Genomic DNA, 16,365 nt, shown 5'->3' with positions numbered 1-16,365 from the left:
CGCTACCATGATCCGGGTCAAACCTGAATGCCCGGCCGGCCGGCTTCGATCGCGAAATGGGCGATATCCGAAATCGGGCTGTCCTCGCGCAGTGCACTGGCGAGGCCGCGGAACGTGATCTGCGCATCCTTCGCGGTCAGATCCACCCGGCCATAACCGCGCACTTCATTTTCGGCATAGAGAACGCCGCTGCGCTTCGCCTCCTGCTTCAGGAACGGATCGTGGAACAATGAGGTGATCGATCCGCCGACGAACTCGGAGCCGACCGGTGGGCCATCCGGGTCGAGGCGCATATCGGCGGCCTCGAACGAGTGGATATCGCCGCCGATCGCGAAGGGATTGGGCGTTCGCGCATCGCGCCAGGTGCTCAGGATGCGGTCGCGCGCCACCGGATAACCGGCCCAGACGTCGGCCGAATAGACGATCGGGCCCTTCTCGTCGGCGGGATTCACCCGCTTGAGGCTCGACATGATCGTCTGCTGGGCGATGACGTTCCACTTCGCCTTCGTGCGGCCGAGCACGCCGTTCAGCCACTTTTCCTGCGTGCGCCCGAGCATCGTCCGATCGGCATGGAGATCGGGGCAGTCCTGCACCAATTTCACATAGTCGATATGCTTTGCGATCAGTTCGGGCGGCTGGCAGGCGCGGGGTCCGCGATATTGGCGATCGTCGAGGATCTGGAACTGGGCGAGCCCACCCCAGTCGAGCGTGCGGTAGAGTTGCATCGCGCCACTCGCATCGGGGCGTGACGTCGCCCGCAGCGGCATATTCTCCCAATAGACATGATAGGCCGCCGCGCGCCGTTTGACGAAGGCGACCGGATCGCTGTTGAACTCGTCGAGAAACAGATCGTAATCGTTGGCGACCTCGTGATCGTCCCATGTCGTCGCCCAGGGCGCGGCATGGTGCGCGGCCTGGAGCAGGGGATCGAGTTTGTAGAGCGCGTAACGCTGGCGATAGGTCGGCACGTCGCGCGCTTCGGACAGATTGTGGAGGCGGACGTTCGCGGTCCCTTCCGCACCCTTTTCGTAGATATAATCGCCGAGGAACAAGATCAGATCGGGATCGTCCGCCACCATGTGGCGGTAGGCCGCATAATAGCCCGGCTCGTATTTCTGGCACGAGCAGAAGGCGAAACGAAGCCGATCGGGGATCGCGCCCGGCAAAGGCGCGGTGCGGGTGCGGCCAACCGGGCTCGTCTCGCCGCCGGCCATGAAACGATACCAATAATGGCGACCCGGCGCGAGGCCGCGCGGCTCGACATGGACCGAATGGCCCCAGGCGGGCTCGGCGATTGCCTCGCCGTGGCGGAGGATGTGCGCGAAATGCTCGTCGGCCGCCAATTCCCAGCGCACCGCCACCGTGCGGTTGCCCATCCCGCCACCGGGATCGAGCGGGCTGGGCGCGAGCCGGGTCCACAGCACCATGCCGTCGGACGACGGATCGCCCGAGGCGACGCCGAGCTTGAACGGATAATCGCCCCCCGCCGCCCAACCGCGCGCGGCCAACGTCAAAAGGGCAGGGGCCGCGATCATCGCGCGACGGGTGAGCAGGGTCATTTGGGCAGGACCTCCGGAACGCGGCTCGCGACAAGCTCATGCGTATGCCGCTCGATCGACCAGAGCAGCCGCGGATCGCGCGCGTCCCAGGCGATCGCCTGGCCGCCGGTCGGGATCGTGATCGTGGCGACATGCTCCAGCACGCCGCTGCGTACTGGCACCCGCAGCGCATAGAGTTCGGCGCGATCGTGACCGGTCACGTAGAGCAGCCCGTCCTGGCCCCAGGCGCCGCCTGAGGCGCTGCGCGGCGCCATCCGCTCCAGCACCGTATCGGGAAAGGTCCAGCGCGCCTGTTCACGCCACCGATCGTCGTAGCGGACCAGCGTGGTGAAGCGATGGTCGCGCCCGGGCGTGCCGCCGCGCCCATCATAATTGGCGAAGCAGGCCCACCAGGCCCCGTCATGTCGCATCGTCCAGGTGAGCGAGCCGGGGACGTCGACGAGTTGCCGGGTCGACTGGTGTTCGAGCGATCGGGCATCGAACCGCTCGATCATCCCTTCCATCGGGACGTCCGGATAGTTGGAGGCGGCACAGATCAGCACACCGCCATCCACCGTACAGCTATTGATATGCTTGAATTTGGCCGGATCGCCATCCCAGCGCGCCACCACCTTCGCACTCGTCGGATCGATCCGGGCGACACTGTGATTGTCGATCGCATAGACGTACCGCCCGTCGGACGCGACGCCCTGACCCGCATCAGTGGCGGGCACGCGCCGCACTTCGGTTGCGGTCAGCGTCAGCAATGGGGCGAGGAGGAGTACGCCAAACATCAGCAGCGATCGATACGCCTCCGCATCCTATCCGGCCAGCGCATCGATTGGCCGGCACCGGATATCGCGGTGGGCTAGGCCGCTCTCATGACAATCGGATGACGGGCCGATCGGTCCGTCGCACCGCGAGCCTGGACGCTTACAATCGTCGCCAAAGGCTTGCTTAACGGGATCGAAACGATCAGATCCCTCCATAATGATGCTTATATGGCTCTTCGCTGCTTCTCATTGATTTGGCTGCTCCTGCTGGCTCTGCTGACCGCGCCCGCTGCCGAGGCGGAATTGATCAGGATCGGCCGCACGGGCTGTTATGCGGTCACCGCCGGGAGCCTGCCCGACGCAGCCGTGACCGATCTGCATTTCACCTGCACCGGAGAGCCAGAAGCCTATCAGTCGGCCTCGCTCTGGATCCGGGCCGACCCGGCGCCGATCACGCGGCAGGGGGACGGCTTCGCTGTGCTGGTTCACCAGTCGCGGTTCGACCGGCTCGCCGTCTTTTTCGCCTATCGTGACGGGCATGTCGTCCGCCAGGAGGTACGCCGCGGCAATTATGGCGATCGCTGGCGGGTCGGGGCGCAGCTGGTGTTCTTGGCGCCGGCCGGCGCCGATCTGCCGGTCAGCGTCGTGCTGCGGTTCGATCATCTCGCCTCGGCGACCCTGCTGCGCGCGCGGATGATGCCGGTGTCGCTCGCCGGACGCGACATGGCGATCGCCTCGGCACTGATCGGGGCTGCCTTGATCCTGCTGCTGGTCGGCGCGATCTACAATTTCAGTCTCGCGGTGGCGGTGAAGCGCCAATATCTCGCGTGGCACGGCGCATGGGCGGCGTCGGTTTTCGTTTGGGGGATGCTCTGGTCGCAATTCGCGCTGATCTTCGTACCGGGCGTGGCCGGCACGAGCGCGTCGCAGATCTCAACCTTCCTCGCTTGCACCGCGGTCATGGTCGCGACATTCAGCGTGGTCACCGCTTTCGATCGAACGATCATGCCGGGTTGGTTGCGTGCGGCGACGCTGGGCCTCGGCGTGGCCAATTTCGTGCTTGGCATCCCTGCGGCTTTGTCCAACGGCGCGATGCTCGATCTGCTCGGGGCATTTCTGTCGCTCACTCTGGCATGCGACCTGATCGCGGTTTCGGTCTGCATTGCGATCGCCTGGCGCGCGGGCAGTACCGAAGCGCGCGATCTGGCATTCGCGTGGGCGGTGCCGATGCTGGTGCTCGGCATCACCGAATATGTCGATCTGGGCGAGGCATTGTTCGGCGGCGGATCGCAGATCGCGGTTCTGTTCGCCTGCGCCTTCCAGACCGTCTGGCTGTCGATCGCGGCGACCGTGCGTTTCGCCCGGCTGCGGATCGAGCGCGATGCGGCGCGCGCGGCCGAGACCGAAATGGGCGAGCTCGCCAACCGCGATCCGCTGACCGGGCTGCTCAACCGGCGCGGCTTCATCAACCGGACTCGCATCCTCTTCGGCGATCCGGCCAATGCCGATGTCGAATTCGCGCTGTTGCTGATCGACGTCGATCATTTCAAATCGATCAACGACACGTTCGGGCACGAAGTGGGCGACGAAGTGTTGTGCGCCATCGCCACCCGGCTGAAGCTGTGGGAGCGCGAGCTGTGCCTTGCCGGGCGTCTCGGCGGCGAGGAGTTCGTGCTGGCGGTGAGCGGCCTCAACGCCTTCGCGCTCGGCCAGTTCGCCGATCTGATCCGCGTCGATCTCGGCGCCTGCGATCATGGCGAGGTCAGCCGCCACCGCCGCGTGACGGTGAGCATCGGCGTCGCGCGCGGGCATGCCGCGACGACCTTCCAGCGGCTTTATGGCATGGCCGATCGCGCGCTGTACGATGCCAAGCACGGCGGGCGCGACCGGATCTCCTTTCACGGTGTGGAGGAGCCTTGGCGCGAGGCGCTTGCGCAGGATCAGATTGCCTTCGAGTGGGAGTGACGGAAACGCTGCCGACGCCAGCTTCTCCACCCTCATCCTTCCGCCGCCATGCGCCTCGGTCCTACCGCAAAGCCGGTGGCGGCGTGAAACCGCCGGCCGCCTCGGCCGCCAGATCGGCGAAACGGATCGTGGTCAGATCCTCGCCATAGGGGCCGATGATCTGCAGCCCGGCAGGCAGGCCGTCGACGAACCGGCCGGTCGGCATCACGGTCGCGGGGAGGTTGGCGACCAAAGCGAGCCCCTGCCAGGTGAAATCGAGATACGGGGCGGGTTGCCCGTCGATCGAGACGCGCCGGAACAGCTGATCCGAATGAACGCCGCTACCTTCGGCCATATGCTCGAACGCGACCACGGGGACGGCGGGGCAAAGCAGCACGTCATAATCCTGGAAGAAGCCGGCCCAGGATCGGAACAGCTGCGCGCGGACTTCGGCCAACCGGAACCAGTCGCCGAGCGACGATCGCATGTAGCGCGCGAGCTTGGCGGCGATGCCGGTCTCGTCGCGATCGGCGAGCCGTTCGAATGCATCGGCCTCCTGCGGCGCCGGTGCGCCGACGATCGCGAACAAAACTTGCAGGTAGGTCTCATAGCTCTGCTGCGGATCGACCGGCAGCGAAACCTCGGCGATGGTGGCGCCTGCCTTGCGGAGCGCAGCGATATGATCTTCGAGCGCGCGGCGATAGGCGCCGTCGACGCGATAGGCGCCATCGCCCATCCAGACGCCGATCCGAAAATCCCTGAGGCTCTCCCGGCGCGCGGGCGGAAGGGGCGAGCCCATGATCGACAGCAGCAGCGCGAGATCCTTCGCACTGCGCGCGATCGGGCCTGCGACGCCAAGCTCCGGCTGGCTCAGCATGCCCGGCGGGGGCGGGATATGCCCGCGCAACGGCACCAGGCCGTAGGTCGATTTGTGCCCGAACACGCCGCAAAAGTGCGCGGGAATGCGGATCGATCCGCCGATGTCGCTGCCAAGCTCGAACGCGGTCAGGCCCGCCGAGACCGCGCCTGCGGCACCGCCGGACGAGCCACCCACCGTGTGCCCGGGGTTCCACGGATTGCGGCTCATCCCATAGACCGGATTGAACGACTGCCAGTCGCTCGCACCGGCCGGCAGATTGGTCTTTCCGAAGATATTGGCGCCCGCCTCGCGCAACAACGCCACCGCGTCCGCGTCGGCCTCGGGGCGGTGGTCGCGAAGCTGTTCCAGCCCGCACGTCGTCGGCATGCCGGTGACTTCGAACGAATCCTTGATCGTGATCGGAAGGCCGGCGAGCGGCCCGAGCGTCCTCCCCTCGGCGCGACGGCGGTCGATTTCGGCTGCGGTTTTTCGCGCGCGATCGCGATCCTCTGCGACCACGAGATTGTAGGTCGGATTGAAGCGATCGACGCGATCGAGATAGAGCTCGAGCAGATCGCAGGCGCTGATCCGTCCTGCTTCGAGCAGGCGCAACTGCTCGGTCGCAGGGGCGAAGGCGAGGTCGGCGTCGGCCATAGGTCTCTCCCGATGTGCGGCTTCCGGCCGCTTTTCTTAGCTTCGTTCGCGCCCGAGAACGGCGTTCGCGCGCCCATAGGTGAAATAGACGAGCAACCCGAACGCGTTCCACCCGAAACACCACAGGATCGTCTTCGTCGGCAGGCTGATGAACAGATAGAGGCAGCCCAGGATCGCGCCGAGCCCCACGACGATGCCCAGCGGCACTTTGAAGGGGCGGGGGGCGTCCGGCGCACGCCGGCGCATCACGATCAGACAGGCGCCGACCGACATGAAGGCAATCAGCGTGCCGGCATTGGCCAGGGCCGCGATCTGGTCGATCGGCAGCAGTCCGGCCAGAATCGCGACCAGGATGGCGGTGAGGATCGTGATCCGCGCTGGCGTGCCGCGCCTGGAGATTTTGGCGAGTGGGGTCGGCAGGAAGCCGTCGCGTGCCATGACGAGGAAGATCCGGCTCTGGCCGTAGAGAAAGCCGAGCAGGACGGTCGGCAGCGCGATGATCGCGGCGATCGCGACGATCCGCGCAATCCCGCCTTGGCCCATCTGACGCAGGATCAGCGCCAGCGGCTCGGGGCTGTCGGCGAAGCGGGTATAAGGCAATGCCCCGACCGCTGCGGCGGCGACGAGGACATAGATGATCGTGCACGCCACCATCGACCCGACGATGCCGATCGTCAGGTCGCGCTCGGGGCGCTTGGCCTCTTCTGCCGCGGTCGAGATCGCGTCGAAGCCGTAGAAGGCGAAGAAGATGATCGCCGCCGCCGCCATCACCCCGCGATCGACCCCGTCCGCGCCATGCGTCTTGACGAAGCCGTGCGGCATGAACGGGTGGAGGTTGTGCGTGTCGAAATGCGGCAGGGTCACCGCCACGAACAGCGAGAGCGTGGCGATCTTGATCGCCACCAGGATGGTGTTGAGCCGCGCGCTCTCGCTCGTGCCGAACATGAGCAGGCCGGCGACGATGGCGATGATCACGATCGCCGGCAGATTGATCAGTCCGCCGAGCGCCGGGCCCTGCGTGAGGGCTGCAGGGAAACCGATGCCGGTCAGGAGCGGGGAGGCGTAGCCCGACCAGCCGACCGCGACGGTGGACACGACCAGGCTATATTCGAGGATCAGGCTCCACCCCACGACCCAGGCGATCAGCTCGCCGAGCACGGCATAGCTGTAGGTGTAGGCGCTGCCGGCGGCGGGCATCATCGTCGCCATCTCGGCATAGGCGAGCGCCGCGCAGGCGCAGATCGCGCCCGCGATCGCGAAGGAGAGGAGGACCGCCGGTCCCGCACGATCCACCCCGACCCCGATCAGGGTCAGGATCCCGGTACCGACGATCGATCCGACGCCGAGCGCCAGAAGGTGCGGCCAGGACAGGCTGGGGACCAGTCGCGCGCTGCCGTGCGGGGGCGCCGCGCTGAACGATTTCCGCCTCAACAAGCTCACTGCTATCCCCTTTGCTATCGGCCGGAACGATGTGCGCTTTTACGGGCGAACTCAACCGGCGCGCGTGGGGCTTCGGGTCCGCGTTGTTCCGGAAGGATCTCCCGAACCGATAGAACAGTACGCGTGATAAGGGATTTTCGATTGAACTCGCCCGTGTGCGGCGTGCATGGCAGTCCCGATAAGGGGATGAATCATGACAGGTGCACGGCAACAACCGGGAAAGGGGCGCTATGACCTCACCCAGGGGCCGATCGCCCGCACGTTGCTGCTGTTCGCCTTGCCGACGCTGGGATCGAACGTCCTTCAGTCGCTGAACGGTTCGGTCAATGCGGTCTGGATCGGGCGGCTGATCGGCGAGAGCGCGCTGGCGGCCTCTGCCAACGCCAACCTGATCATGTTCCTGATGTTCTCGTTCGGCTTCGGCTTCGGTATGGCGGCGACGATCCTGGTCGGGCAGAGCATGGGGCGGGGCGACATCACCGGGGCTCGCCGCGCGTTCGGTACGGGCGTTGGGCTGTTCACGGTCGTGTCGATCCTCATCGGCGCGTTCGGATGGATCACGGCACCCCAGCTGTTGCATCTGCTCGGGACCCCGCCGTCGGCGACGCCCTATGCGCTCGCTTATCTGCGCGTGATCTTCCTCGCTATGCCGCCGATGTTCCTCGGCGTGCTGATCTCGACCGCGTTGCGCGGGATCGGCAATTCGATGACGCCCTTCTTCTTCATGATCCTGAACGTCGTGCTGGATGCGGGGCTCAACCCCTTCTTCATCCGCGGTTTCGGGCCGGTGCCGGCCATGGGGATTGCCGGATCGGCCTTCACGACCCTGATCGCCAACTATGTCGTGCTGATCGGGGTCACGATCTACATCTACGTCCGCAAGCTGCCGATCGCGCTCCACGGCGCCGAACTGCGCTTCGTCATCCCCGATCTCAGGCTGCTCAAGGTGATCGCCGCCAAGGGCTTCCCGATGGGTCTGCAGATGCTGGTGATGACTTTCTCGGGCATCTTCATGATGGGGCTGGTCAACCGTCAGGGCGTCAACGTCACCGCCGCCTACGGCGTGGCGCAGCAGCTCTGGACCTATCTGCAGATGCCGGCGATGGCGGTTGGCACCGCCGTGTCGGCGATGGTCGCGCAGAATATCGGTGCGTCGCGCTGGGATCGGGTCAGCCAGATCACGCGATCGGGCTTGGCAGCCAACTTCCTGCTCACCGGCGCGGTCGTGATCCTGCTGATGCTGTTCGACGTGCCGGCCTTCAGCCTGTTCCTCGGATCGCACAGCCCGGCCATCCCGATCGCGCGGCACATCCACCTGATCGCGACGTGGAGCTTCATCCTGTTCGGCATCACGCTCGTGCTGTTCGCGACGATCCGCGCCAATGGCGTGGTGGTGGCGCCTTTGCTGATCCTCACCTTCGGCGTGCTGATCGCGCGGATCGGCTTTGCGTGGAGCCTGCTCTCCACCTTCGGGCCCGACATATTGTGGTGGAGCTTCCCGGCCGGATCGATGTTCACCGCGCTGCTGGCGGGGCTCTATTACCGCTTCGGCAACTGGCGCCGTGCGACGATGATCACCGAAGTCGTCGCGGAGGAGGCGCGCGAGAGCACCCTGGCGGATAGCGAGCCCGGCGGGCGGATCAATCCGGCGGGGTGATCAGGCGTAGGGACTGAGATGCAGCGCATCCTCGACGCGCGCGATCCAGCGCTGGAGCCCGGGATAAAGCGCGAGATCGAAACCGCCGTCACCTGCCATGCGGGTGTAGGCGACCAGGGCGATATCGGCGAGGCTCAGCGCATCGCCGAGGATGAAAGGGCCTTCGCCGATGCCCGCCTGGAGCCGATCGAGCGCGGCCTTGCTCTTCTCGACGAGCTTCGGATCGAGATTGGCCGCCCCCTTGCCGAGATAACGGACCTGGAACCGCGCCACCGCGACCGCCGGTTCATGGCTGTATTGCTCCCAGAACAGCCACTCCAGCATCTTCGCGCGATCGAACCGATCGGCGGGGATGAGCGCGCTGCCCTCGGCCAGATAGAGCATGATCGCGTTGGATTGCGCGAGCGCGCGGCCGTCGGGGAGCCTGATCGCCGGAACCTGACCGGCGGGGTTCATCGCGACGAAATCGGGCGTCCGGCTGCCGCCGGCCATGATATCGATCTCGACCCATTCGTAGGGAATAGCGAGCAGATCGGCGGTCCATTTGACCTTGAGGCAATTGCCCGAGATCGAGTCACCGAAGATCTGCATCGTCCATTCCCCTCAGTCAGTCGCGCAAACCCTGGCCGATCGTGGCGCGCGCCTGATCCGCCTCGACCGACGTGACCGGATAGGCGCAATAGTCGGCCGCATACCAGGCACTCGGCCGGTGGTTACCCGAGAAGCCGAGACCGCCGAACGGCGCATTGGACGGCGCGCCGTTGGTCGGCCGGTTCCAGTTGATCACGCCCGCCCGCGCATTCGCCCAGAAACGATCGTAGAGATCGGGGCTGCCGCCCACCAGCGATGCCGCCAGCCCGTACCGCGTCGCATTCGCTTCGGCCACCGCATGGTCGAAATCGGGCACGCGGATCACCTGCAGGATCGGCCCGAACAATTCCTCGTCGGGCCGGCGCGCGACATCGGTCACGTCGATCAGGCCGGGAGTGAGGAACGGCTTGTCCGGATCGGGGCGCGTCATCGGATGGAGCGCGACGCCGCCCTTGAGGACCCGTTCGAGGAAGCCGTCCATCACATGGCTCGCCGCGTCATTGTCGATCAGCGGGCCCATGAAGGGGGCAGGCTGATCGTGCGGCGCGCCGACGATCAGGCGGCCCATCAGCTTGCGGATCTCTTCGAGCAGTGGCCCGTGCGCGCCATCCTGGACGATCAGCCTTCGCGCGCAGGTGCAGCGCTGGCCGGCCGAGAGGAAGGCCGACTGGACCGCGATGGTCGCGGCCGCGTGGATGTCGGTGACGTCCCACATCACCAGTGGGTTGTTGCCGCCCATCTCCAGCGCAAGGATGCGGCCGGGCGTGTCGGCGAACTGGCGGTTGAGCGCGACACCGGCAGCCGCCGATCCGGTGAAGAGCAGCCCGTCGAGATCGCGATTGGCGGCGAGCGCGATACCTTCCTCGCGCCCGCCGATCAGGAGGCGGACGACCCCTTCGGGCACGCCGGCCTCGTGAAAGCGATCGACCAGGAAAGCGCCGCTCGCGGGCGTCTTCTCCGATGGCTTGAACACCACCGCATTGCCCGCCAGCAGAGCGGGGACGATATGCCCGTTGGGCAGATGCGCCGGGAAGTTATACGGCCCGAGCACCGCCAGCACGCCATGCGGCTTGTGCCGGATCGCGGTGCGGGCGCCGAGCGCGCCTTCCATGCGCCGTCGCGGCGTGCGTTCGGCCTGCGCCGAAATCGAGATCTCGACCTTGGCGATGACACTGTCGACCTCGCTGCGCGCTTCCCAAAGGGGCTTGCCAGTCTCGCGCGCGATCAGATCGGCGAAGCGATCGGCCGACGCGCGTACGGCGTTGGCGAAGCGCCGTAGCGTCTCGGTGCGATATTCCAGCGGTCGCGCGGCCCATTCGAGCCACGCCGCACGCGCGATCGCGACCTCCCTGTCGGCATCGCCGATCGGCCCGCGCCACAGCTCGGCGCCGGTCGCGGGTTCGAACGAAATCAGGTCGGTCATGCGAGTGCCTCGCCCATGCGGTGGATCGCGGCGATCTTGGCGTGGAACGGCGCCCAATCGTCGGCTTCGGCGATCGGCGCCCAGATCGCCTCGACCTCGGCGATATGCATCGAGCAGGGCGCTGCATCGGCCCAGTAAGGATGATCGGTCGTCCGTGCCGGCCTATAGCGTGCCAGCATCGCTTCGAGGTCGGGGAAATCCTGGGCGTAAAGGGGATCGGCCGGCGACGCGCCACGGCGGCGCCCGCCGGCCCAATCGAAGAAGAATTGATCGATTTCCACATTCTGTGCGGCCAGCCCGCGTTCGATCGCCTGCATCGTTGCAAGATCCGTCTCGTCGCCCGACGGCTCGACCCCCAGACGCTTGAGGATCGCGCCGACAAGGGCGCGTTCATACAGTTCGGGAAAGGTGTCGAGTATCGGCGCCAGCGCCTCGACCGGCACGAGTTTGGCGAGCGCGATCGCGAGCTGGACGACATCCCAATGGATCGCCTGCGCCTGCCGCCCGAATGCGTAGAGCCCCTGCTGGTCGAAATAGGCCGCGGTGAAGCGCTCGTCCCAGAAGGGCGTGAAGCGCCACGGCCCGTAATCGAAGCTCTCTGCGGTGATGTTGATATTGTCGCTGTTGAGCACGCCATGCACGAACCCGGCCGCCATATAGGAAGCGGCGAGCCTGGCGGTGCGATCGACGACATGCGCGAACAATTGCGTGGCAGGCTCGTCGCCGGGCGTTTCGCCATAGAGATTGTCCAGGACGTAGCGGACGAGACGATCCATCTCGCCGGTCAACCCGAGCGCGCCGAGCCGCTGGAAGCTGCCGATCCGGATATGGCCATGCGACAGCCGCACCAGCACCGCCGATCGGGTGGGCGAAGGCTCGTCGCCGCGATGGAGTTGCTCGCCGGTCTCGATCAAAGAGAAGCTTTTCGACGTGTTGACGCCCAGCGCTTCGAGCATCTCGGTCGCCAGCACCTCGCGCACGCCACCCTTCAGCGTCAGCCGCCCGTCGCCGAAGCGGCTGTACGGCGTTGTCCCCGAACCCTTGGTGCCGAGATCGAGCAGGCGCCCGGTGTCGTCGCGCACCTGTGCGAAGGTGAAGCCGCGGCCGTCGCCGATATCGGGGTTGTACACGCGGAACTGGTGGCCGTGGTAACGCAGCGCCAGCGGCTGCGGGAGATTGCCGGGCAGGGGCGCGAATTGCCCGAAATGATCGGTCCAGGCCGCGTCGGTGAGGCCGCCAAGATCGACGCTGGCGGCGGCGCGATCGTTGCGGAACCGCAGGATATTACGGGGGAAATCGGCCGCTTCGACCGCATCGGCAATGAAATCTGCGATCGTGCCGAGCGGCTGGGATGGTGATGCCATAAGTTCGATATGGTGCCCTTCATGGGCGCGGCGCAAGGGCGGCACCGCGTAAATCCGTGCCGATCAGGCCTCGAACGTGAACACGCCGTACCGCATCGCGCCGGTGCGATAGGCGAGGATCAAGCGGGGCACGCTCAGCGCGAATATACGATTGCGAGCGCCCAGGACGAACCCCCGCATCACCCGGTCGGTCGCCATCGCGCGTGCAAACCGCCGCAGGCACATCGTCCACGTCCGCGCGACGCGCGCGCTGATGTCCTCAAACCCGATCAGCTTCAGCCCGGCTTGCGCCGCCATAGCGCGATATTCGCTCTCGCTTCCCATCGACGGCAGCCGCCCCTCATAGCAGATCGGCTCCAGCAGATGGCGGACATGCCATGGCCTGGGCCGCTCGGCCGCGAGCCAGGCGCACACCACCAGCCGCCCACCCGGCCGCAGCGCCCGCCGCGCTTCGCGGAAGAAGGCGGACTTGTCGGTCATGTGCTCCGAGCTTTCGATTGCGTAGGCGCCGTCGATCGACGCGTCCGGCAGGCCGTTAGCGAGCCAGTCCTGCACCCGCAGGTCGACCCCCGCGTGATGCAACGAATGCGCGGCCTGTTCAGCCGAAAGCGTGAAACCGGTGACCTGCGCGCCGCACGCACCGAACCGCCGCGCCGTCCCACCATAGCCGCAGCCGATATCGACGAGCCGATCGCCGGCACCGAAGCCGAGCCGTTCGCCGACCAGATCGCTGAGCGCCTCGACCGCCTGCTGCTGCGTCTCGTCTCCGCGACGCCAAAGGCCATGATGGACATGCTCGCCCCACAGTCCGCGGTAGACGGCGTCAAGCTCGTTATAATGATCCGCGACCGCAGCGTGGGACTGAGGTGCGCGTGGTATGATCATGGGCTGATCTTGCCCGAATATACTACGCGCTGCCAATGTCGGATATCAGGCGCGACCTTCCCTCCAGGACGTCATGCCAGCGAAGGCCGGCATCTCAGGAGAAGGTGAGCGCGCTCTACTCCCCCGAGACCCCAGCTTTCGTGGCGGGAGCGTGGGCGGGGCTAGTTTGCCGGTGGCGCCGCAGGTGTAGCGACCGCCGGTGCCGCAGCCGCCCCCGGCCGCACGCCGACCTGCGCGAAATAGTTGGTCACGCCATCGGGGTCGTTGAGCCACACCGTGCGCAGCGCGAAGCCCTTGAGATCGCTCAGCGGGGATTCGACCGGGATCTTCCACGCCTTGCCGCGGGCATCGACCTCGACGACATTGTCGATCACATATTGGATGCCGGCGCTGCCCGTGTCCTGCGGCAAATTCTTGCCGACCGACCACAGGCTGATCGTCGTCTGGCCGCGCCGATACGGATATTTGGTGACGCCCAGCAGCGTGTCCCTGACCGGCGGCAGTTCCTCCAGCCCGACGAATTCGCGATAGAATTTGCGGCTGCGCGCGAGATCGGAAACGTTGATGCCGACTTCCACGCCGGTATCGGGCGAGGCCTTGGGATCGACGATGAGGCCGATCCAGAAGCCGCCCGGATCCTGCACCAGCGCGCCGCGGCGGCCGCCGCCGATATCCTTGAAGGCGGGGGCCGGATAGCCGGCGGCGGTGAAGCGCGCGGTCAGCGCCGCCTCGTCGGGATAGGTCAGCATGAAGGTGCGGATGCCGGTCACCTCGTTGAGCTGGCCGGGATGATATTTGCGGTTGCCCTGCTGCCCCGTGGCCAGCTTGATCTGGCCGCTGCCGATCTTGAACAGGATCATCTGCGCGCCATTGTCGAAGTTGATCGGGTTCAGCGACTGGACGGCCAGCACCTTGGCGTAGAACTCGATCATCTTCGGCCGCGTCTCGACCAGCATGCGGCGGAACACATTGGCCGACGTCTGGGTGAAGTGCGGCGGATTGGGCCGCACATCGCCGGTCGTCGGCGTGGGGATGAAGGTGCCCTGCGCGAAGGCGGCACCCGGCGCGAGCAGTGCCGTGGCGATCAGCCCGGCCTTGAACATCTTGGTCATTCTCTCTCTCCCCGGGGTCTTATTTCGGCAGCGCGAAGACGGTCAGCAATTCATCGTTGGCCGGTTTGCCGTCGGGCCCGCGCCCGCCGCCGCCGAAGCTGGCGACGGTCACCGCGACATATTGGCGCCCGTCCTTGCCGCGATAGGTGATCGGCACGGCATGGGCATTCTGCTGCAGCCTGGTGCTCCAGAGCTCCTTGCCGGTCTTGGCGTCGAACGCGCGGAAACGGCGATCGTCGGTCGCGCCCACGAACACCAGCCCGCCCGCGGTCACGATCGGACCACCCGATCCGTTGTTTCGCCCGGTCTTGTTCTTGCCCTCGGGCAAGGCATCGGTGACGCCGAGCGGGGTTTGCCAGGCGATCTCCCCGGTATTGCCGTCGACCGCGATCAGCCGGCCCCAGGGCGGGCGGATGCAGGGCAGGCTGACCGTCTTGCCGTCGGCATCCTTGTAGCTCGCGCTGAACGAGGCGTAAGCGCCCGGGCCGCTGAGATTGGCGCGGTCGTATGTCTGGTTCGATCCGGCGGTGCCGCGGCCATAATCCTTACCCGCGACCCTCTTCTCGATATAGCCGATGCTGCCGCCTTCGCTGGTGTTGATGTAGATCATGCCGGTGCGCGGATCGGCGGCACTGCCGCCCCATACCGATCCGCCGTTCATCGGCATGTTGATCGATGCCTTCACCGGCCCGCCGGGCTCATGCAGGAAGAAGGGCGTGAAGGGCCCCGAATTGTAGAAGGTGCCGCCATAATCCTGCAGCAGCTTCTTGCAGGCATCGACATGCGCCTGATTGGTGTCGGCAGCCGTGACGATATCGTCCTTCGTCCACACCTTGCGCGAGAGCGCCACCGGCTTGCGCGGGATCGGCTGGGTCGGCGAATACCATTCGCCCGGCACGTCGCCCGCCTGTACCGGCTTCTCGTCGACCCCGAACACCGGCTTACCCGTGTTGCGATCGAGGATGTACATATAGGAGACCTTGCCGGTCTCGGCCAAGGCGGGGACTTTCTTGCCGTTGACGGTCACATCGATCAGCACCGGCGGGGCCGGCAGATCCGAATCCCACAGATCGTGGTGGATCGTCTGGAAATACCATTTGAGCTTGCCGGTCTCGGCATCGACCGCGACCACCGAATTGCCGAACAGGTTGGCACCGGGACGGGTCGTCCCGTCATAATTGGGCGAGGGGCCGCCGACCGGCATGTAGAGCGTGCCGGTCTTTTCATCGACCGTCATGTACCAGACCCAGACGTTGGTGCCCGAACGCCCCTTCCAGCCATCGTTGAGCCAAGTCTCGTGGCCGACTTCGCCGGGTCGGGGCACGGTGTGGAAGGTCCAGATCGGCTTGCCGGTCACGGCATCGAAGGCGCGGCTGTCGCCGGGATCGCCGACGATCATCTCCTGCACGGTGGCGCCCAGGATCAGGACGTTCTTGTAGATGGTCGGCGGATAGGCGTAGGGCACGTCAGGCGTGATCGCACCGCCGGTTCCGAAGCTGGTATCGATCGCGCCGGTCGCCGCCTTCAGCGCTATGATCGACTTGCCGTCCGAGAAGAAGATTCGCGCGGCATGATCCTTGTCGCCCGGCCAGTAGGAGACGGCACGCCGCGCCGCCCCGCCGGTGACCGGATGGCGCCAGATCTCCTTGCCGTTGGTCGGATCGAGCGCGAGCACGGCGTTGCCGACCGGATAATACATGATCCCGTCGACGACGATCGGCGTCGCGCTGGAGACGATCGATCCGCCGCCTTCGGGCCGGACCCTGATCGACCACGCCTCGGCCAGCTTCGCGACATTGCCCGTGTTGATCTGGTCGAGCGGGGAAAAGCGCGTGCCCGACAGATCGCGCGCATAACGCGGCCAGTCGCCGGGCGCGGTCCTGGGGCCCGATTGAGCATGGGCCACGGACATCGTCAGCGCAGTGCCCAGCACCAGCGCAATCTTGGTTCGCATCAAGAGCCTCCCCGAAAACGACAGATATCGGCCCCGGGACTAGAGGGAGGCCGTCCTGCTCGGCGCAGATGCTAGTCCCGATACGGTCGACATACAATTTCCGCGATATTGAAGGACCTTCTCCCCGGGCGCGAACAGTGGCGTCGGTCAGCGGGGCGCGGTTGCCAAACG

12 protein-coding genes are annotated in these 16,365 nt (G+C 66.2%); 2 read left to right on the top strand and 10 right to left on the bottom strand.

What is annotated here, in order from left to right:
- Positions 1–17: 17 nt before the first annotated feature.
- On the bottom strand, positions 18–1,559 hold the full coding sequence (locus AB4Z44_RS08165) for an alkaline phosphatase D family protein (protein ID WP_404713553.1): 1,542 nt from the start codon (positions 1,557–1,559) through the stop codon (positions 18–20).
- Complete coding sequence (locus tag AB4Z44_RS08160) at positions 1,556–2,332, bottom strand: hypothetical protein (protein ID WP_404713552.1); 777 nt, start codon at positions 2,330–2,332, stop codon at positions 1,556–1,558. Before AB4Z44_RS08160 ends, AB4Z44_RS08165 begins: the two co-directional genes overlap by 4 nt.
- Positions 2,333–2,539: 207 nt before the next feature.
- On the opposite strand from AB4Z44_RS08160, the gene AB4Z44_RS08155 reads away from it, so the two are divergent.
- A complete protein-coding gene (locus AB4Z44_RS08155; RefSeq protein ID WP_404713551.1) occupies positions 2,540–4,276 on the top strand; it encodes a diguanylate cyclase domain-containing protein in 1,737 nt (578 codons plus the stop codon).
- A gap of 61 nt (positions 4,277–4,337) precedes the next feature.
- On the opposite strand, the gene AB4Z44_RS08150 is transcribed toward AB4Z44_RS08155, so the two are convergent.
- Both AB4Z44_RS08150 and AB4Z44_RS08145 read right to left on the bottom strand, forming a co-directional pair.
- Positions 4,338–5,768 (bottom strand): amidase, encoded by a 1,431-nt coding sequence (locus AB4Z44_RS08150; protein ID WP_404713550.1) that lies wholly within the window; start codon positions 5,766–5,768, stop codon positions 4,338–4,340.
- Between the two features lie 36 nt (positions 5,769–5,804).
- A complete protein-coding gene (locus AB4Z44_RS08145; protein WP_404713549.1) occupies positions 5,805–7,208 on the bottom strand; it encodes an amino acid permease in 1,404 nt (467 codons plus the stop codon).
- Between the two features lie 193 nt (positions 7,209–7,401).
- On the opposite strand from AB4Z44_RS08145, the gene AB4Z44_RS08140 reads away from it, so the two are divergent.
- Positions 7,402–8,865 carry an MATE family efflux transporter gene (locus AB4Z44_RS08140; RefSeq protein WP_404713548.1) on the top strand — a complete coding sequence of 488 codons (1,464 nt, stop codon included), beginning with the start codon at positions 7,402–7,404 and terminating at the stop codon, positions 8,863–8,865.
- Here the strand turns inward: AB4Z44_RS08140 and AB4Z44_RS08135 are convergent, their stop codons facing one another.
- From AB4Z44_RS08135 to AB4Z44_RS08110, 6 genes are all read right to left on the bottom strand, one after another.
- Complete coding sequence (locus AB4Z44_RS08135; RefSeq protein ID WP_404713547.1) at positions 8,866–9,456, bottom strand: glutathione S-transferase family protein; 591 nt, start codon at positions 9,454–9,456, stop codon at positions 8,866–8,868.
- A gap of 16 nt (positions 9,457–9,472) precedes the next feature.
- Positions 9,473–10,879: a succinylglutamate-semialdehyde dehydrogenase gene (astD, locus tag AB4Z44_RS08130; RefSeq protein WP_404713546.1), complete on the bottom strand. Its 1,407-nt coding sequence runs from the start codon at positions 10,877–10,879 to the stop codon at positions 9,473–9,475.
- The gene (locus AB4Z44_RS08125) at positions 10,876–12,243 is read right to left on the bottom strand and encodes a protein adenylyltransferase SelO family protein (protein ID WP_404713545.1); all 1,368 of its coding nucleotides are present in this window, start codon (positions 12,241–12,243) and stop codon (positions 10,876–10,878) included. The genes astD and AB4Z44_RS08125 overlap by 4 nt, the downstream gene beginning before the upstream one ends.
- 63 nt (positions 12,244–12,306) lie before the next feature.
- On the bottom strand, positions 12,307–13,128 hold the full coding sequence (locus tag AB4Z44_RS08120; RefSeq protein WP_404713544.1) for a class I SAM-dependent methyltransferase: 822 nt from the start codon (positions 13,126–13,128) through the stop codon (positions 12,307–12,309).
- Between the two features lie 161 nt (positions 13,129–13,289).
- Positions 13,290–14,240, bottom strand: coding sequence for a VOC family protein (locus tag AB4Z44_RS08115; RefSeq protein ID WP_404713543.1), 951 nt, complete (start codon positions 14,238–14,240; stop codon positions 13,290–13,292).
- Positions 14,241–14,259: 19 nt separating this feature from the next.
- The gene (locus AB4Z44_RS08110; protein ID WP_404713542.1) at positions 14,260–16,194 is read right to left on the bottom strand and encodes a PQQ-binding-like beta-propeller repeat protein; all 1,935 of its coding nucleotides are present in this window, start codon (positions 16,192–16,194) and stop codon (positions 14,260–14,262) included.
- Between the last annotated feature and the right edge of the window lie 171 nt (positions 16,195–16,365).

Origin of the sequence: Sphingomonas sp. MMS24-J13 (genome assembly GCF_044905095.1) — a bacterium.
In the GTDB taxonomy this organism is placed as follows: Bacteria; Pseudomonadota; Alphaproteobacteria; order Sphingomonadales; family Sphingomonadaceae; genus Sphingomonas_I.
The sequence above is the reverse complement of the archived record's forward strand: the minus strand, read 5'-3'. Positions and strand labels throughout refer to the sequence as shown.